This is a genomic window from uncultured Parabacteroides sp., assembly GCF_902493135.1.
In the GTDB taxonomy this organism is placed as follows: domain Bacteria; phylum Bacteroidota; class Bacteroidia; order Bacteroidales; family Tannerellaceae; genus Parabacteroides.
Genome location: NZ_CABUOD010000029.1, coordinates 24,476 through 44,548 on the forward strand (window position 1 = coordinate 24,476; position 20,073 = coordinate 44,548).

11 protein-coding genes are annotated in these 20,073 nt (G+C 45.0%); 8 read left to right on the forward strand and 3 right to left on the reverse strand.

Annotated features, from left to right (window positions below; translation table 11 throughout):
- Positions 1 to 7: 7 nt before the first annotated feature.
- Together nifJ and RDN79_RS13215 are read left to right on the forward strand one after the other, a co-directional pair.
- Positions 8 to 3,559, forward strand: a complete 3,552-nt coding sequence (nifJ, locus tag RDN79_RS13210) for a pyruvate:ferredoxin (flavodoxin) oxidoreductase (protein WP_298552917.1) — start codon at positions 8 to 10, stop codon at positions 3,557 to 3,559.
- A gap of 210 nt (positions 3,560 to 3,769) precedes the next feature.
- Positions 3,770 to 4,432, forward strand: a complete 663-nt coding sequence (locus tag RDN79_RS13215; RefSeq protein WP_298552918.1) for an HD domain-containing protein — start codon at positions 3,770 to 3,772, stop codon at positions 4,430 to 4,432.
- Between the two features lie 12 nt (positions 4,433 to 4,444).
- Here RDN79_RS13215 and RDN79_RS13220 read toward each other — a convergent pair whose 3' ends face one another.
- Complete coding sequence (locus RDN79_RS13220; protein ID WP_298552920.1) at positions 4,445 to 5,620, reverse strand: porin; 1,176 nt, start codon at positions 5,618 to 5,620, stop codon at positions 4,445 to 4,447.
- A 111-nt stretch (positions 5,621 to 5,731) separates the two neighbouring features.
- Between RDN79_RS13220 and RDN79_RS13225 the strand changes: the two genes are divergently transcribed.
- The 4 genes from RDN79_RS13225 to RDN79_RS13240 all read left to right on the forward strand — a co-directional run bounded on the left by RDN79_RS13225 (position 5,732) and on the right by RDN79_RS13240 (position 8,604).
- Positions 5,732 to 6,508 (forward strand): Cof-type HAD-IIB family hydrolase, encoded by a 777-nt coding sequence (locus RDN79_RS13225; protein WP_298552921.1) that lies wholly within the window; start codon positions 5,732 to 5,734, stop codon positions 6,506 to 6,508.
- Positions 6,509 to 6,541: 33 nt separating this feature from the next.
- A complete protein-coding gene (locus RDN79_RS13230) occupies positions 6,542 to 7,084 on the forward strand; it encodes a carbonic anhydrase (RefSeq protein WP_298552922.1) in 543 nt (180 codons plus the stop codon).
- Positions 7,085 to 7,271: 187 nt separating this feature from the next.
- Entirely contained in the window at positions 7,272 to 7,430 is a 159-nt protein-coding gene (locus RDN79_RS13235; RefSeq protein WP_008157311.1) for a hypothetical protein, read from the forward strand.
- Positions 7,431 to 7,605: 175 nt separating this feature from the next.
- Positions 7,606 to 8,604: a M28 family metallopeptidase gene (locus RDN79_RS13240; RefSeq protein ID WP_298552923.1), complete on the forward strand. Its 999-nt coding sequence runs from the start codon at positions 7,606 to 7,608 to the stop codon at positions 8,602 to 8,604.
- 299 nt (positions 8,605 to 8,903) lie between these two features.
- On the opposite strand, the gene RDN79_RS13245 is transcribed toward RDN79_RS13240, so the two are convergent.
- Together RDN79_RS13245 and RDN79_RS13250 are read right to left on the reverse strand one after the other, a co-directional pair.
- On the reverse strand, positions 8,904 to 10,667 hold the full coding sequence (locus tag RDN79_RS13245) for a RagB/SusD family nutrient uptake outer membrane protein (protein WP_298552924.1): 1,764 nt from the start codon (positions 10,665 to 10,667) through the stop codon (positions 8,904 to 8,906).
- A gap of 12 nt (positions 10,668 to 10,679) precedes the next feature.
- Positions 10,680 to 13,916 carry a TonB-dependent receptor gene (locus RDN79_RS13250; RefSeq protein ID WP_298552925.1) on the reverse strand — a complete coding sequence of 1,079 codons (3,237 nt, stop codon included), beginning with the start codon at positions 13,914 to 13,916 and terminating at the stop codon, positions 10,680 to 10,682.
- Positions 13,917 to 14,539: 623 nt separating this feature from the next.
- Here RDN79_RS13250 and RDN79_RS13255 point away from each other — a divergent pair.
- Entirely contained in the window at positions 14,540 to 17,770 is a 3,231-nt protein-coding gene (locus RDN79_RS13255) for a TonB-dependent receptor (RefSeq protein ID WP_298552927.1), read from the forward strand.
- A 13-nt stretch (positions 17,771 to 17,783) separates the two neighbouring features.
- Entirely contained in the window at positions 17,784 to 19,781 is a 1,998-nt protein-coding gene (locus tag RDN79_RS13260) for a RagB/SusD family nutrient uptake outer membrane protein (RefSeq protein ID WP_298552935.1), read from the forward strand.
- Positions 19,782 to 20,073 lie beyond the last annotated feature (292 nt).

Genomic DNA, 20,073 nt, shown 5'->3' on the forward strand with positions numbered 1-20,073 from the left:
AGAGTCTATGACAAAACAGAAGAAATTTTTAACCTGTGATGGTAACCAGGCTGCTGCACATATCTCCTATATGTTCAGTGAAGTTGCTGCGATTTACCCCATCACTCCGTCATCTACAATGGCAGAATATGTAGATGAATGGGCTGCTGCCGGACGTAAGAATATTTTCGGCGAAACTGTAATGGTGCAGGAAATGCAATCTGAAGGCGGTGCTGCCGGTGCAGTTCACGGTTCATTGCAGGCTGGTGCACTGACTACGACTTACACGGCTTCTCAGGGTTTGTTGCTGATGATCCCGAACATGTACAAGATCGCAGGTGAATTGCTGCCTTGCGTATTCCATGTATCTGCCCGTACATTGGCTTCTCATGCACTGTGTATCTTCGGTGACCATCAGGACGTAATGTCTGCCCGTCAGACCGGTTTCGCCATGTTGGCTGAAGGTTCTGTACAGGAAGTGATGGATTTGGCCGGTGTTGCCCACTTGGCTACGATCAAATCCCGCGTTCCGTTCATGAACTTCTTCGACGGTTTCCGTACATCTCACGAAATCCAGAAGATCGAAGCATTGGAAAATGAAGACCTGGCTCCGCTGATCGACCAGAAGGCGCTGGCCGAATTCCGCGCACGCGCCTTGAACCCGAAAACTCCGGTTGCACGCGGTATGGCTGAAAACCCGGATCACTTCTTCCAGCACAGAGAATCAAGCAACTCTTACTATGATGCAGTTCCTGCTATCGTAGAAGAATATATGAACGAAATCTCCAAGATCACAGGCCGCAAATACGGTTTGTTCGATTATTACGGAGCAGAAGATGCAGAACGTGTCATCATTGCAATGGGTTCTGTAACGGAAGCTGCACGCGAAGCTATCGACCATTTGACGGCTAAGGGTGAAAAAGTTGGTTTGGTTTCCGTTCATTTGTATCGTCCGTTCTCGGCCAAACACTTCCTGGCTGCTGTTCCTAAGACTGCTAAGCGTATTGCCGTTTTGGACCGTACAAAAGAACCGGGTGCAGTAGGCGAACCTCTGTATCTGGATGTAAAAGACTGTTTCTATGGACAGGAAGATGCTCCGGTCATCGTAGGTGGCCGTTATGGTCTGGGATCCAAAGATACAACGCCTGCCCAGATTCTTTCCGTATATGAAAACCTGGCATTGCCGATGCCGAAGAACCAGTTCACGATCGGTATCGTGGATGACGTAACCTTCACATCCCTGCCTCAGAAAGAGGAAATCGCATTGGGTGGCGAAGGCATGTTCGAAGCTAAGTTCTACGGTTTGGGCGCAGACGGTACTGTCGGTGCCAACAAGAACTCTGTCAAGATCATCGGTGACAATACAAATAAATATTGCCAGGCTTATTTCTCTTACGACTCTAAGAAATCCGGCGGTTTCACTTGTTCTCACCTGCGCTTCGGTGATCATCCGATCCGTTCTACCTATTTGGTAAACACTCCGAACTTCGTAGCTTGCCACGTTCAGGCTTACCTGCGTATGTACGATGTGACTCGCGGTTTGCGTGAGAACGGTACATTCTTGCTGAACACAGTATGGAATGGCGAAGAATTGGCAAAACACCTGCCTAACCGTGTAAAACGTTATTTCGCTCAGAAAAATATTACGGTTTATTATATCAACGCTACACAGATCGCATTGGAAATCGGTTTGGGTAACCGTACCAATACCATCCTGCAGTCTGCATTCTTCCGTATCACAGGTGTAATTCCTGTTGATCTGGCTATCGAACAGATGAAGAAATTCATCGTGAAGTCTTATGGCAAGAAGGGTGAAGATGTTGTAAACAAGAACTATGCTGCCGTTGACCGTGGTGGCGAATACAACCAGTTGACTGTCGATCCTGCATGGGCTAACCTGCCGGATGATGAAGTGGTTGTAAACAACGATCCTGCATTCATCAACGAAGTGGTTCGTCCTATCAATGCACAGGATGGCGACCTGTTGAAGGTTTCTGCTTTCAAGGGGATCGAAGACGGTACATGGCATCAGGGTACTGCAAAATATGAAAAACGTGGTGTCGCTGCATTTGTTCCGGTTTGGAATGAGGCAAATTGTATCCAGTGTAACCAGTGTGCTTATGTTTGTCCTCATGCTTCTATCCGTCCGTTCGTTCTGAATGACGAAGAACAGAAGGGTGCAAACTTCCCGATGTTGGATGTGAAAGCTCCGGCTACTATGAAGGGCATGAAGTTCCGTATGCAGGTTGACGTCCTCGACTGTCTGGGCTGCGGTAACTGTGCCGATATCTGTCCGGGATTCAAGGGCAACAAGGCGTTGTCTATGGCTCCGCTGGAAGGCCAGTTGGCTGAAGCTGACAACTGGACATACTGTGTGGCTAACGTAAGCTCTAAGCAGAGTCTGGTAGACATCAAGTCTAACGTGAAGAATTCTCAGTTCGCTACTCCGTTGTTCGAGTTCTCCGGTGCTTGTTCCGGTTGTGGTGAAACTCCGTATGTAAAACTGATTTCCCAATTGTTCGGTGACCGTGAAATGGTTGCTAACGCTACGGGATGTTCTTCTATCTATTCAGGTTCTGTTCCTTCTACTCCTTACACGACGAACGAAAAGGGTGAAGGTCCTGCATGGGCTAACTCTCTGTTCGAAGACTTCTGTGAATTCGGTCTGGGTATGGAACTGGCTAATGAAAAGATGCGTGCACGTTTGACAGGTTTGATGAACCAGCTCGCTGCCGGCGAACATGCTCCTGCTGAAGCTAAGGAAGCTGCTGCTGCATGGGTTGCCAACCAAAACGATGCCGATAAGACAAAGGAATTGGCTCCTCAGATCCTTGCTTTCGTTGAAGAAGGTATCGCTGCCGGTTGTCCGGTTTGCGCTCAGATCAAGGAATTGTCCCACTTCCTGGTAAAACGTTCACAGTGGATTATCGGTGGTGACGGTGCTTCTTACGATATCGGTTACGGTGGTCTGGACCATGTGATCGCTTCCGGTAAGAACGTGAATATCTTGGTTCTGGACACTGAAGTTTATTCAAACACAGGTGGTCAGTCTTCTAAGGCTACTCCGGTCGGTGCAATCGCCAAGTTTGCTGCTGCCGGTAAGAGAGTCCGTAAGAAAGACCTGGGTATGATGGCTACGACTTACGGCTACGTTTATGTAGCCCAGATCGCTATGGGTGCCGACCAGGCCCAGACCTTGAAGGCTATCCGCGAAGCTGAAGCTTATGACGGTCCTTCTTTGATTATCGCTTATGCTCCTTGTATCAACCACGGTTTGAAGAAAGGTATGGGTAAATCTCAGGCTGAAGAAAAAGAAGCTGTTGCATGTGGTTACTGGCACTTGTGGCGCTACAATCCTGCTCTGGAAGCTGAAGGCAAGAACCCGTTCACGCTGGATTCCAAAGAACCGGATTGGAGCAAGTTCCAGGACTTCCTGAAAGGTGAAGTTCGTTTCGCATCTGTTGCAAAACAGTATCCGGCTGAAGCTGCCGAATTGTTTGCTGCCGCTGAAGAAAACGCCAAATGGCGTCTGCGTAGCTACAAACGTATGGCTGCTGAAAATTGGAGCGTAGAAGAATAATTTGATTTTGATCATCTAAGGGTGGAAATCCTTTTTCACCCGGATAAAACAGAAAGCGGAGTCTCGTGATGGGATTCCGCTTTTTTATTCTTCCTAAAAAGCTCGGTAAAAGGCTTTTGAAACATGAAATTCATGCTCTTCTGGTTTTCCGGCAGAACAAAATGGAATATGCTTGTGTTTAATTGATGTATATAGAGTAAAGATAAAAATATGAATGTAACATATGAAGAGGTCCGCAATTCCGAAGAGATCCGGACTTATATCAAACAAGCGGACGAGTCGTTGAAAGCAATCGGCTACACGGAGCATAGTTTTGCCCATTGCACGAAGGTGGCGAAAGTCGCAGGGGATTTATTGGAGAAGTTAGGATATGATGCGCATGAGGTGGAATTGGCTCGTATTGCCGGTTTCATGCACGATATAGGCAATGTGGTGAACCGCATCGACCACGCCCAAAGCGGGGCTATGATGGCTTTTCGTATTCTGGATAAGATGGGGATGCCGCCTGAAGATGTGGCAGCCGTCATTACTGCTATCGGAAACCATGACGAACAGACGGCTGCTGCCGTAAATGCCGTTGCTGCCGCTTTGATAATCGCTGATAAGACGGATGTACGCCGTAGCCGTGTCCGTAACCGTTCCACGATTAATTTCGATATCCATGATCGGGTTAATTATGCAGCCGAGAAGTCGGAAGTCATTCTGGAACCGGACTTGAAGACGATTACCCTCGATTTGAAAATCAACACCGAAATCTGTGCCGTGATGGACTATTTCGAGATTTTTACCGGCCGGATGCTACTTTGCAGGAAAGCTGCTGAGTTTCTCGGTCTGCAATTCAAACTGGATATAAATGATGTCTATTTATTGTAATTTAGAAACAACCTAAAATACCGGAATCGAATAGACCAGTCCCAACGAGATACGGTGCGTGTCGGGATCGATTGCTCCCATATCCAAGGCCGCTTTTTCGAGCTTCACTCCGCGATATGTGTAAAGAAGGAAGATGAAAAGATCGCTGTTCTTGATCGGGAAAAATTCGAGGCTGCTTTGTGCATTCCAGGAACGGCGGTACATGCCTTTGGCGAACGGCCCGTTCGCCTTGTAGACCCTTCCGGTTTCATAAGCGCCTTTCACGTAGACATTCCAGCGCGGGTGAATCCGGTAGTCGACATCGGCGATGACCGATAGATACTCGGTGTTGCAGGCGGTCCGGGCTGTCTCCGGCAGGCGGCTGATAACGCCGTGCTGGTCCAATCCTTGCCGGGTGTACATGATGTCCAGATAGGTCAGCAGAGGCCCTTTCTCGATCGTGTTGCCGCAGGTGAAGTAATAAGAATAACGTTTTTGGGTCTGTTGTCCCACGGAAGCGGCGTAGCGGAGTTGCAGGACACGGTCGAAATAGTAGCTGTTCCAGTTTACCGTGTACATGAAAGGTACTTTAGCTTCCCGTGTGTTCTCCGGCAATCCGGTCGCATAGATTTCATCATCTTGTCCGCTTCGGTTGTTCACGATCTGGAAACAAAGTTCATGGTCCGGATTGATCTGCCAGTTGCCTGAAATACCTGCCTGATAGCAGGTCAGCAGGTTGTTGAACTCGCTGAACTCACGGACTTTTATCGAATTGACAAAATATTCGTATCCTCCGAAATTGACAAACTGTTTACCGATCGTAAAACCGAACTTGTCATGTACTTTCAGGTTGACATAAGCCAGTTCGAGCGAGGACGAAAGGTTGTCCAGCGAATAAGGGTCCGAATATTTATTGAACGACTGCCGGTAATGATAGGAAAGGTTTTTCCATACATCCCCTTTTATTTCCAACCGGACACGATTCAGCTTGAAGTTCATGCCGTCGAAATCGGAACCGGTGAAATTCGCGTTCGCCGAAGTAAAAAGTTGGAAATTCATTTCTGCGCTTTCAATCACTTTTTTTCCTCCCGTAAGTCGTTCGACCAGAGTCGGCTCTTGTCCGGGGACGGTTTCTTTTTCGACTTCCTGTGCAAAGACGGATGGAACGGATATGAATAGTATTGTCGATAAGTAGAGATGTGCTTTCATGTTTGCAAATAAAATGTTTCAGCGTCCAAATATACAAATTTTATATGATCTTTGGAAATCCGTAATTATTCTTACCTTTGTTGAGGTTTTAAAAGGTAATGAGTTCAGGTTATGATTAAAGCAGTATTTTTTGATATCGATGGAACATTGGTCAGCTTTAAAACACATGTTGTCCCGAAATCCACCCTTCATGCGATCGAGTTGTTGAAGAAGAAAGGAATAAAAATATTTATAGCAACCGGTCGCCATCGCCGTTCGATTAACAATCTGGGCGATCTTGAGTTCGATGGTTATGTGACTTTGAATGGCGGCTATGTGTTTGCCGGAAAGAACGATGTGATTTATAAGCACAGCATTCCCGATAAGGATATCGAAGCCTTGGTGCGTTACCAGGAAAAGGAAGGCGAGTTCCCTTGTGCCTTCGTGCAGGAAGACGAGATTTTCATGAACTATACGGATAAAGCGGTAAACGATGTATTTCATCTGTTGGACTTTCCGGCTCCTCCCATCCGTCCGATCGAGGATATCTATGGAAAGACGGTCTACCAGTTGATCGCTTTTTTTACGGCAGAGCAGGAGAAACGTATTATGAAGGTCTTGTCCCATTGTGAGTCCACGCGGTGGAATCCTCTTTTCACGGATGTCGTGCCGCTTGGTAGCAGTAAACGGGTCGGGATTGACAAGATGCTCGAACATTTCCATATCGGTCTGGACGAATGTATGGCTTTTGGCGATGGTGGCAATGATATCCAGATGCTTGGCCATGTAGGGATCGGGGTCGCTATGGGAAATGCGGCCGAAGATGTGATGAGTGCAGCCGGTTATGTGACGACTTCTGTCGACGAGAACGGCGTATACAATGCGTTGAAACATTTCAACATTATTTGATTTTGAACTGTTACATATATAAATAGATAGGGCATGATAGACGAGTTATTGAAATTTAATCGTGAATTTGTAAAGAATAAAGGATACGAACGGTTTATCACCAATAAATATCCTGATAAGAAAATTGCGATTGTGTCTTGTATGGATACGCGCCTTACGGAGTTGCTGCCGGCAGCTTTGGGCATAAAGAACGGTGATGTCAAGATCATCAAGAATGCAGGGGCGATTATTTCCCATCCTTTCGGAAGTGTGATCCGGAGTCTGCTGGTTGCCATTTACGAATTAGGAGTGGAGGAAGTCATGATTATCGGTCATACCGATTGCGGTGCCAAGCATATGGACAGCGAACAGATGATCGAGGTGATGAAAAAGCGAGGCATTCCTTCGGAACATATCGATATGATGCGTTACTGCGGTATTGATTTCAAATCGTGGTTGCGCGGATTCGACACTCCGGAAGGTTCCGTTCGCGAAACAGTGGCCCAAGTACAAAAACATCCGCTGATTCCGAAAGACATAACGGTCCGGGGCTTTGTAATCGACTCGACTACAGGAGAATTGACTACTGTCGTTTAGATAAATCGAGGCAAAAAGTATTTAATCAAAACCTAAATGTGGTTAAATGACAAATATTATGTATGTTTTACAGCATAAATTCGAATAAAATACTTATCTTTGCACTGTAAACAAAAAGAAAAAGAAAGTTTAGGTTTAGTTATTATTAATCGTTCTCCAAGCGTGGAGAACTTAAATGAGTAAAATTATGATGATGAGAGAAAACGAAAAAAGTATGCGTACTTTAGCGATGTTGCGTTATCAGGCTGATCGTTATCAGTCAGTAGGAAATGGTTCAATGTGTCAGCGAGTAAATGCTGAGATCCGCAGATTGATGAGCCAAATGAGCGAAAGCTCTAAAAATTGAGTAGTAAACAGTAAATAATTTTGTAGATGTAGTCTCTTCACCGTAGTCTTTAGAAAGACGGGTGAGAGATAAATGTAGGAGGCATTCGACGCTTATGTGATAGCGGAGTTTGGCCTTTTTTTATTTATCTTTGTCCGGATAAGAAAAACTATAATCTGTAAAACACAATATCGAAATGAGAAAAACGGGATTATTCTTAGTCTCTATTGCACTAAGTGCTGCGTTGTGGGCCGAGTCGCCCGAAAAGAAAGGGCTGGATGTCATTAACAAGGCAAATGCCGAGGCCTATATCGGCTTTCTGGCAAGCGATGCTCTGGAAGGTCGTGAAGCCGGTTTCCGTGGTGGGCGTATTGCCGGTGAATATATTGTATCTAATTTGAAAACGATGGGGATCGAGCCTCTGTTCGAATCCTATTACCAACCTTTCGAGGCCTATAATAAGGAACGGCAGAAGAAAGGCCGTTTCCAGGTCCATCCGGATTCGGTCGCGAAGCTGAAACAAGGTGTCCACCAAAAGCTGTCGATGAACAACATCCTGGGAAAGATCGAGGGTAAGAACCCGAACGAATATGTGATTATCGGCGCCCATTACGATCATCTCGGCTTTGACCCGATGCTGGACAGCGACGGGATCTATAACGGGGCCGACGACAATGCTTCGGGGGTTTCGGCTGTCCTGCAGGTCGCTAAGGCGTTTTTAGCTACAGGTGTCCGACCGGAGCGGACCGTTATTTTCGCTTTCTGGGATGGCGAAGAGAAAGGTTTGTTAGGCTCCAAATATTTCGTGCAGACATTCCCGGAGATGGATAAGGTGAAAGGATATCTGAATTATGACATGATAGGCCGTAATAATGACGAGTCCAGACCGACGCATGTCGTTTATTTCTATACGGAAGCGCATCCTGTGTTTGGCGACTGGCTGAAAAACGATATCAAGAAATATGGCTTGGATTTAGCACCTGATTATCGTCCGTGGGATAAACCGGTAGGAGGGAGCGATAACGCTTCGTTCGCTCTCCTGGATATCCCGGTCATCTGGTATCATACGGACGGCCATCCTGACTATCATATGCCGGGCGACCATGTGGAAAAGATCAACTGGGATAAGATTGTCGACATAACAAAAGCCTCTTTTCTGAATATGTGGAATCTGGCGAATGAGAAAGACTATTGACGTGATCGACGATGCTTTCCGGTTGTGAAAAGAGTCGTTATTCGTTTAGAAAAAGGTGGTAGTCTTCTGTTATATGTCTGCTGATTGCTGTGAACCCTGTGAACTTGGGAGAGCCGGACTTAAAAAAACGGTTCCAAGTTCACAGGGTTTACGACAAATCGTTGTATATAAATTGTTTATAAGGTGTGAAGGCAGACTTTGAAAAACCTGATTAGGGAGGTGTAATCCACCAACAAAGAAGGCCCATTCTTCACAACAGAAGGATGGGCCTTCCGGAAATATTCAGTATGGAAATGGTCTTATAGTTCCCACCCCGGATTCTGTACCAGATTCGGATTCAAACCGATTTCATCTGTCGGAATAGAGAACAGATAGTTTTTAGGTTCGATGAAATTCGGAACCGGATTGGTTACGCGCTTGGTGTAAATATCAAGTGCTCCATTGACAAAACCTAATTGGGTTTCAAGAGTCTTATACTCTTCTTCCGTGTAGGCTGTCGGATCGTCGCTGTTTGTCGCTTTATCTGGGATAATACCTAATTTCGGTTCGTTCAGGCGCAGACCGCAAGCCCAACGCATCAAGTCTGAATAGCGATAACCTTCGGCCATCAGTTCTACACGGCGTTCACGACGGATTTCACGGATCAGGTTTGCATTCGAACCTTTGATAGTCGGATATTCTTTCACCAATTTCGGGTCCTGTTCAGGATTGGCTGTCAAATGATGAGTGAAACCAACACGGTCGCGCAAGGCATTGACCGTTTTGTTCAATTCCGGATCTAAGCCCAATTCGGCACCGGCTTCGGCACGAATCAGCAAGATTTCTGCGTAACGGAACAAAGGAGCATCGAGCGTGCCCTGATGGTGGACAGTCGAGTATTCCGCCGGATTGAAGAATTTAGCAACTGCATAACCGGTGGATGAATTGTAAAGTCCCGGCAGCAGAGAGCTGATACCTGCACGTTTGCCATTCAGCAGATAGCTATGTTCTCCCGCTTCCGGAGAGTCGACAGTCTGAAGCAGGCGCGGGTCGCGGTTGTTGAGTTCGGCTACCAGCGTCGTATGGGTCGTATGGCCTTCGCATCCGCAAAGTGTGATCGGTTTTCCTGTTTTTGCGCATAGGTAATCTTCGACAGCGTCACGGCTGAATCCGATAGGAGTTTCACCTACGCCTATCATGCGGGAAACGTTGTTTGCTCCGCCCAGTGCCGGGTCGTATTCACGTGAAAGAATGATTTCCGGGTTATTTTCATAATCAGCCTGGATGAATAACTCGTGGTATGCCTGGCTGGGGCTGGAACCTTGGAACAGAGAATAGCCGTATTCCGGTTTCATCAGTTCGCCGGCAGCGTCGTAAGCGGCTTGCAGGAATTCCGTGTCTCCCTCGATGTTGTGGTAACGGCGGTAAGTCCCTTCAAACAAGCACATGCGAGCTTTCAATGCCAAAGCGGCATCTTTGCTGACGCGACTGACGCCTGTTGTTGCTTTGGTCGGCAGCCAAGCGATGGCTTGGTTGATGTCTTTCAATACGTTGGCCATAACAACCGTACGCGAATCCCGTGCCTTATACAAGTCTTCATCACCGGGAATCAGAACATGGTCATACCAAGGTACATCACCGAAACGGCGCACTTTGTTGAAATAATCCATACATTTGAAAAATAGAACTTCACCGGCATAGTGTTGTTTGATGCTTTCGGCAACCGGAGCAAGCTCATAATATTCAAGGTATGCATTGCAGGCACGAATGATTTCCCATTTCCACTGGTCATCTTTTGTGGAAATTGAATGTTGGCTGAATGCTACGCTGTTAGGACTCCACGGCAGAATATTGTCTGATTGGAAATCTCCTTCCAGCATTCCGAAACTGTATCCGTTGAAGGCTCCATGTCCGCTGAGCAAGTCGGGATATAAGTTGTTGCAATAGGATTGCAGCGTTTCTTCGGTGGCGTTTGCGAAAGTTTCTTCCGTACTGACGAATTCGACAGGATCTTTATCCAGTACGTCACAACTTTGTGCTGCGAAGAACAGCAAGCCACACAGTGATATAATTGACTTTTTCATGTTCTTTGTTTTTTAAAATGTTACATTAATACCGAATGAATAGGAGCGGGTAAACGGATAAACACGTCCGCCGGCTTCTGTTGCCAAACTTCCGACTGTTGTGGTGCTGCCGTTCTTTGTCGTTGAAGTGTTACGGCTTCCGACAACGTCCGGATCCAGATATTTATACAATCCGGTTGCTTCCCAAAGATTTTGGCCGCTGACATATACTTTCAGTTGCTGGATACCGATTCGGCTGGTCAATGTTTTCGGGATTGTATAACTTAACGTCACATCTTTCAAACGGATGTAAGCGCCGTTCTGGAGATATTTGGTTTGCACTTTTTTGCTTCTGTTATTGAATAAAGGTACAGGATAATAAGCATTTGTGTTGGTTTCAGACCAAGAGTTGTCAACATGGTAGTCGTTCAGGCAGGATGACCATACGCCATCGTATCCCCAGAAGATCGGGCTGTCCAACCAAATGTCGCGTTTCATAGTTCCCTGGAAGAAGAGACGAAGGTCGAATCCTTTCCATGAGCCGCCTAAATTGAGGTTGAAGTTATAACGCGGAGTATTGTTACCGATGATTTTGCGGTCACCGGAGTCGCCGACGCGATTATTACCCTGATTGATCTTACCGTCACCATTCAGGTCGGCATATTTGATGTCACCCGGAATCCAGGTCGTAGAAATGAATGACTGGCGATCTGCCATTTCTGCGGCTTCGGCAGCATTTTGGATGAAACCTTCTGTCTCATATCCCCAGATTTCACCTATCTTCATGCCTTTGTAGTAAGTTTCGTTCAAACTCATTGTCGGGTTGTCATAGCGGGTGATCTCGGATGTGTTATCGGAGATACCGACACCAATGGAATAGTTCAATGGGCTGCCGGCTACATTCTCGATATTATCATTCCAGGTGATGGACAATTCCATACCTTTCGTACGCATGTCGGCAAGATTTTCCTTACCTCCGGTTGTTCCTAATACGGCCGGATATGTACGGCGTACTACCATGTCTTTCGTGTCGCGGATGTAATAGTCGAATGACCCTGTCAAGCGTCCGTTCAGCATAGTCCAGTCTAAACCGACATTGGTCGTGTAAACTTTTTCCCATGTGATGTTCGAACTTGCCAATGTCGGAGCTGTCAGAGCACCGGCCATTTGTCCGTTAATCAGGTAACTTAATGTTTTACTGTTCAGATAACTCAGGTATTGGAAGTTCCCGTCCGTCACTTGGTTGCCCAAGCCACCATAAGAAGCTCTCAACTTCAAATTGTCGAAGAGGTTACGCGCCGGTTCGAAGAACGGTTCTTCGGAGATACGCCAACCGGCCGATACGGAAGGGAAGAATCCCCAGCGGTCTCCGCTTGCATATTTGGACGAACCGTCATAACGACCGTTCACTTCAAGCAGGTAACGTTGCTTATAGTCGTAATTCAAACGGAAGAATGCACCTTGTACAGCCCAGATCGTTCCGGAGAAAGTCGGTAGACGGGATGTATTGGCAAGGTCGATGATAGGCTTGTCGTTGTTGAACAGGCTTTGTGTCATCACGGACAGGTTATTTGTCTTTTTGCTTTCCTGGTTGTAACCGACCATTAGGCCGAAATTGTGTACATCGTTGAATGACTTTTTGTAATCGGCATAGATGTTGAGTGCCTGATATGTTGTGTTATATCTTGCCTCTGTCATCTTGTTCGGACTTCCGGCAACCGAGCTTTGGCTTCCGTCAGGATTGGTTTGATAGAGAGTCTTAACGTTGTTTGTCTGATTTTCGTAATACTTGTTGCCTGTATAATCACCCTTGATGGATAAACCTGCAATCGGGGTAAGGTTAAATGCTGCAGTGTACCACATATCGTCCGAATTCATTTTGTCTCGTCCTGCAAGAGCCATACGGCCTACATAGTTGTAGTTGAATCCGCTACCTCCGATACCGGCCCAGTCGCCATTGGCTGTGTACATCGGAACCCAAGGCATTGAACGGTAGACTTCATAGTGGGCGGATTCACCCATGTAATCTTTGACGTCCGGAGTATTGGATGTATTGCGGTTGTATTTCGTACGGAAAGTCAGTTCCAACCATTTGGTAACTTGGGTAGAATAGTTGAACGTCATGTTGATACGTCTGTATTCGTCTGTTCCGTGACGTAAAAGGCCGTCCTGCCCTTTGTAGCCGATAGAACCGTAGTAAGTGCTCTTTTCAGAACCTCCGCTGATGCTTGCATTATGCTGTTGCATGAATGAAGGCTGGTACATCTCTTCAAACCAGTCTGTATTACCGGCATAAGCCCATTCACCGACTGCTGTGATTTGCCCGTCTGTTGCCGGGAAAGAAGAAGGGCCTGTGCCTGCTATGTAGGCATCGACTGCGTTGATCAATTCATCAGACCATGTCATCGCATTTGAGTTTTTACCGGCTACGTTCATGGTTCTCAGCCATTTGTCAGAAGAAATGCCGTCCGGCAGGCGGGAGGCTTTTGACCAGGAGAGGTTGTTGTTGTAATTAACCTGAACCTTTTGTGCCTTTTTCCCTTTTTTTGTCGTGATCAATACTACACCGAATGCTGCACGTGCACCGTAAATAGATGCGGATGCTGCATCTTTCAATACGGATACACTTTCGATATCCTGCGGGTTAAGCAATGATAAATCTTCTGTTTCCACACCGTCAACCAGCAATAAGGCTGAACCACCGTTCAAGGACGTCGTACCACGAATATTAAATGTGGTGCTTGCTGTCGGATCACCGCTGGCAAAGTCGATGTTCAAGTTGGGTACAACACCTTGTAAACCTTGCGCGATGTTACCGATCGGGCGGTCTTCCAAAACATCGCCGTCTGCGATCCCTACGGCACCGGTCAGGTTTACCTTCTTTTGTACACCATAACCAACGACTACGACTTCTTCCAATTTCTGGGTGTCTTCCGCTAATTTGATTTGAAGAGTGGATTGTCCGGTATATTTGATCTCCTGAGTAGTGTAACCAATGAAAGAGATCTGAATAATATCTCCATTTTTTACACCTTCCAATGTGAAATTACCATCCATGTCGGTGATGTTTCCATTGGTTGTTCCTTTCACTACGACTGATGCTCCGGCAACGGGGCCCAGATCATCTTCCACAGTGCCCGTAACTTTCCCGCTTTGCTGGGAAATGTTCATGCTTTGCTTGGCTGGCATTGTTTCTGCAAATATACTTGCAGGGAAACAAGTGGCACCTGCCAGCAAGATTAAGCTGATAGGTTTAAAATTTTTCAACATAATTTGTGTCTTATATTTAATTGAAAGAATGCTCTTTTAATTAAAAAAATGGCGCTTGTTATCGCTTTTCTACATCATGTATACAAAACGTTAGAGTTTTTTAGCTTTTGCGTATAGTGTTTATCTGTGTTTGTATTTAGTTCTAAAAGAACTCCGCTCATTTCATATCGGTGTCAAAGATATAAAATTTTTCAGTTACACTGTTATTTTTCTTAAAATAATACGTAGAAGTCTCTTTTTTAACATTCTGTCCTTTTGAGCTTATACGGATATTTCCCTGTTTATCAATATAATATCTCTATCGAAAATACGTGGCTTCATAAAAATAGATAAATAAAAAAACAGGGTCGAACTGCAGTTAATTTGTCAACAAAAGTAAATTAAAAAGACGTATGCATTTTAAGTAATTATCACATAATAGATCTGCAATCATCGCAATATGCTAATATTCAAAATCTTACTAATATAAGATTGAAGCGTATCAAGGCAAAAAATACCAGAGTTCTTTTAGAACTAATATCATTTTGAACACAAAACGCAAAGACGTGATGAACCTGCTTATTTCATTAAAGAAGTTATTATGAAGATCATAGTAATACTTTCAATTTAATAAAACACAAATTATGTTTAAAAGAATCAGACCTATCAGCTTAATCTTGTTGGCTGGAGCGTTTTCTTTCCCTAAAAGCGCTTGGGCCGAACCGACTATAGTCGGAGAAAGCACGAACATTTCCCAACAGAGTGGAAAATGTTCAGGTATTGTAGAAGATGATTTCGGACCTGTTGCCGGAGCGTCTGTGATTGTAAAAGGAACCACCAATGGCATTATGACCGACATGGATGGTAATTTTACATTGGAAGGTGTAAAAAAAGGGGATATCATCGTGATTTCTTTCATCGGTTACACGACTCAGGAAATCCCCTTTACCGGACAATCTTCTCTTCGTGTTAAATTAGCAGAAGATACTCAAAAATTGGATGAAGTTGTTGTCGTCGGTTTCGGTACTCAGAAAAAAGTTAATTTGACAGGTGCTGTCGGAACAGTCAATTCGGAAGCGTTGGAATCCCGTCCTGTACAGAACGCAACACAAGCCTTGCAAGGATTGGTACCGGGCTTGCAAATATCATCTTCCGGTGGTGCTCTTGATAAGACTGCGGATATCAATATTCGTGGTACGGCAACTATTGGCGAAGGCTCTTCCGGTGGACCGTTAATATTGATCGATGGAATGGAAGGAGATATCAATACGATCAATCCTCAGGACATTGAGAATATTTCAGTACTGAAGGATGCGGCAGCCTCTTCCATTTATGGTTCTCGAGCTCCGTTCGGTGTGATTTTGGTTACAACCAAGAGCGGTAAGTCTGGTAAACCGGTGATTAACTATAATAATAGTTTCCGTTGGAATGATCCGGTGAAAACTCCTAACCAGATGGATTCTTATACGTTTGCCACTTATTATAATGATGCGGCTATCAATGCAGGGCAGAACCCGCATTTCGATGCTGAGCATTTGCAGCGTATTAAAGACTATCAGACAGGAAAGATAACAAGTCCTATTCCTGCGAATGGAAAATATTGGGCGGACGGGTATAACGAAGGTAATGCCAACACAGACTGGTATGACGCCTTATATCGTAGTTGGGCTTTTTCACAGGAGCATAATTTCAGTATAAGCGGCGGTGCCGAAAAGATCAGTTATTACGCGTCTTTAAACTATTTGGATCAAAATGGTTTGATGAAATTTAACGAGGATACGTATGACCGTTATACCGCGACAGGTAAGATTAATATGACGATGACCGATTGGGCTAAGTTGAGCTACAGTACTCGTTTTACACGTACTGATTTTGCCCGTCCGGCAGATTTGACAGACGATTTGTATTATAATCTGGCTCGTCAAGGATGGCCTACGCTGCCATTGTATGATGAGAACGGATATTTGTATTCTTCTCCTTCTCCGGCATTGGGGTTACGGGATGGTGGACGTGACAAAACGCAAGCAGATAACTTATATCAGCAGGCGACTTTGATTTTGGAACCGATCAAGAACTGGATTACGCATGTAGATTTTAATTATCGTATCAGATCTGAAAACCGTCATTGGGATGCACAATATACATATAATCACGATGTGGATGGAAATCCTGTGATTTATGATACCGGATCGAATGTCCATGAGGATTATTTGAAGGAGAATTATATGAATATCAATGCTTATACCGAATATACCTATAACATGGATTCCGGTCATAATTTTAAAGGAATGGTCGGTTTCCAGAGTGAACGTATGTCACAGACAAAGTTCGGTCTGCAACGTGATGGTATCATTGTCCCTTCCTTGCCGGAAGTAGATATTACAAGCGGTTTAAATTATAACGGCGGGTTGGTGACACCTTCTGTCAACGGTTCTCGTTACCGTTGGACAACGGCCGGTTTCTTCGGACGTATCAACTATGATTATCAGGGACGCTATCTGGCTGAAGTAAACCTGCGTTATGACGGAACTTCCCGTTTCCGTGAAGATCAGCGATGGAATTGGTTCCCCTCTTTTTCCGTGGGTTGGAATATTGCACGCGAAAGCTTCTGGAATGATTGGGCTGAATATGTCGGAACACTGAAACTACGTGGCTCATACGGTGAACTGGGTAACCAGAATACAACAGAATGGTATCCTACTTACCGCGTCTTGAAAGTAACGGCAAGTGGTGGCGATTGGTTGCAGAATAATGCGAAGCCGAATATTGCGACTGTACCGGCCTTGATCAGTTCCACACTGGGATGGGAGCGTGTCCGTAACTGGAATATCGGTTTTGATTTTGGAGCTTTGAACAATCGTTTGACCGGTTCTTTCGATTATTATTCCCGTAAAACATTGAATATGGTTGGACCGGCTCCCGAACTTCCTGCTATTTTAGGATTGGATGTCCCGAAAACGAATAATACCGACTTGAAGACTTATGGTTTCGACTTGAATATTTCTTGGCAGGACCGGTTGAAAAATGGTTTAGGGTATGGTGTGAAGTTTATTTTATCCGATGCACAGACGGAAATTACACGTTATCCGAACCCGACAGGTACACTGGACAAATATAATGCCGGGCGTAAGATGGGTGAGATTTGGGGATATGAAACGATCGGTATTGCAAAAACTCAGGATGAAATGAACCAACATCTCGCGACATTACCTAACGGCGGACAGAATGCGATCGGTTCGGGTTCGAACTGGGGAGCCGGTGACATCATGTACAAGGATCTGAATGGAGATGGCAAGATTGATAACGGTGGCAATAAACTGGATGATCATGGTGATATGAAGGTGATCGGTAACGACATGCCTCGTTTTCAGTTCGGTTTGGATTTGAATGCCGATTGGAAAGGTTTCGACATTCGTGCTTTCTTCCAGGGTGTGATGAAGCGTGATTACTGGCAAGGTAGCGCTTACTTCTGGGGAGTCGGCGGTACGGGCATCTGGCACTCAACCGGATTCGTAGAACATGCGGACTATTTCAGGGCCGAAGCTTCCAATGATTTGGCGGTAAATACGGATTCTTATTATCCGCGTCCTGTTTTTGACGATTCTAAAAACACGCAAAAACAGACTCGTTATTTGCAAAATGCGGCTTATATCCGTCTGAAAAACGTTCAATTGGGATATACATTGCCTTCAACATTGACAAATAAAATTTATCTGAATAAGGTCCGTTTCTTCATCTCTGGTGAAAACCTGTGGACGGGTACTTCTTTGGCTAATATGTTTGATCCTGAAACGGTTAGTGGTGGAAAGGATAAGAATGGTAATGCTTATCCTTTGTCTAAAACAGTTTCTTTTGGTTTGAGTGTAACTTTATAAATTAGGAATAATGATGAAACAGATAAATATATTAAAACAGATTGCAGGTGTCGCTATATTGGGCTTGTTTTGCTCCTGCAACGACTATTTGGACCAGACTCCGATGTCCACTATTTCACCGGAGAACTATCTGAACGAAGAGTCACAGCTGGAGGCTTATGCAAATGGTTTGTATAAAGATGTTTTGCCTTCACATGGGAACTGGAGTTACGGTACGTTCGGAGACGACCAGCATACGGATAATCAGGCTTATGTGAATTATAACAACCGCTTTTTGCCGGGACAATGGAAGACTTTGCAGAGCCAGAAGACTGATGATGATCCCTACAAATTCAAGTTCATCTATAGTTGCAATTATTTCCTTGAAAATGTTTTGGGAAAGACTATTGTCGGTAATGCTGCAAATATAAACCAGTATATCGGGGAAATTTATTTCTTGCGTGCTTATGAGTACTTCAAGCGTTATCAGACTTATGGCGATTTCCCGATTGTGCGTAATACATTGCCGGACCAGATGGAACCCCTGATAGCCGCAAGCCAGCGTGCTCCGCGCAATGAGGTGGCTCGGTTTATAATATCCGATTTGGATTCCGCTATTATGCTGATGGGTAACAGTTCAGGAAAGAGAACTCGTATATCTAAAGAAGTTGCTTTGCTGGTCAAGTCTCGCGTTGCTTTGTTCGAAGGTACTTGGCTGAAATACTTTAAAAATACGGCTTTTGTCCCGAACGGACCCGAATGGCCTGGAAAAGCAAAATCCTATAATGCAAATTATCAGTATCCTTCGGGCGATATCGACAAAGAGATCGAGTATTTTCTGAATTTAGCAGTCGATGCAGCCAAACAGGTTGCCGACGGAATTACGTTGGTTGAAAATACGGGCAAGGTACAGCAGGATGCTTCGGAACCTGCCAATCCTTATATGGATATGTTTTCGGCAGAGGATATGTCAACTTATCCGGAAGTCATGTTATGGCGTCAATATAACCAAGGACTGGGGATTGTCCATTGCGTGGTCGTAGGTGCCCAGCGTGGTGATTATGGGGTTGGTGTGACTCGAGGCATGGTCGAAGGGTTCCTGATGGCTAATGGTCTGCCTATTTATGCACCCGGCAGCGGCTATCATGGCGATGAAACAATTGCCGATGTCCGTAAAGACCGTGATTCCCGTTTGACAATCTTCCTGAAAGAACCGGGACAGAAAAATATCTTATATGAAGCTGTAGAGGGTACTCATGCCGAGCCTATCGAGACTGTTCCGAATGTTTTGGCTGGTGACGCAGCGAAGGCATATTCTACCGGTTATGCGTTGCGTAAGGGGGGTAGCTTCGATCAGAAGCAATGTGGCAATGGTACTAATTATACCGGATCCATCACTTTCCGTGGAGTGGAAGCCATGTTGAATTATATGGAAGCTTATTATGAATTGCATGGAACATTGGATGCTGTCGCACAAGGGTATTGGAGAGTTATCCGTGAACGTGCATTAGTCGATCCGGATTTCAATAAAACTATTGCCGCAACAGATGTTTCGAAGGAAGCATTAAACGACTGGGGTGCATATTCTGCCGGACAATTGGTTAATCCGACATTATATAATATCCGCCGTGAACGTCGGTGTGAATTGATGGCCGAAGGACTACGCTATATGGATCTGCGTCGTTGGAGATCCATGGATCAGATGATCAGTACGCCTTATCATATCGAAGGAATGAAGATCTGGGGAAGTATGCAGAATTGGTATATCGACCCGACGACAAATCAGTCTTTGATCGTGTACGGTCTTGATAATCCAAAATCAAATATGTCTTCTCCGGATGTCAGCAAATATATTCGTCCATATGAAAAATTGGCTAATTCGCTGGCGAAGGATGGATATAAATGGGCGATGGCACATTATCTGACTCCGATCAACATTCAGCATTTCGATATAACGGGCGGCGGCACGGAATCTCCGTTGTATCAAAATCCGTATTGGCCGACAGTCCCCAATATGCCTGCTGAAAAGTAGCAATTAAGTTAACATAGAGTATTTTTGCAGCCTCTTGTTCCTGCCGAAGGGAATGAGAGGCTGCTTTTTTATTTTTTGTTTTTAACGCTTAAATACTGTTATATCTAAAACAGCTGTTCTTTTTATCCATCCACTTATCCGGTATTGTTTTTAATACGCCCTATGCGAGAAATAGTTTTAAAGATAGAAAAGAAGTCTCTTTTTTGAAAAGTTAAATACAAAACAACTTCTCTTTTTTTGTGTTACATATATCAAAAAAGACGTTGGTTTCAGCCAAGACATGTATCATAAA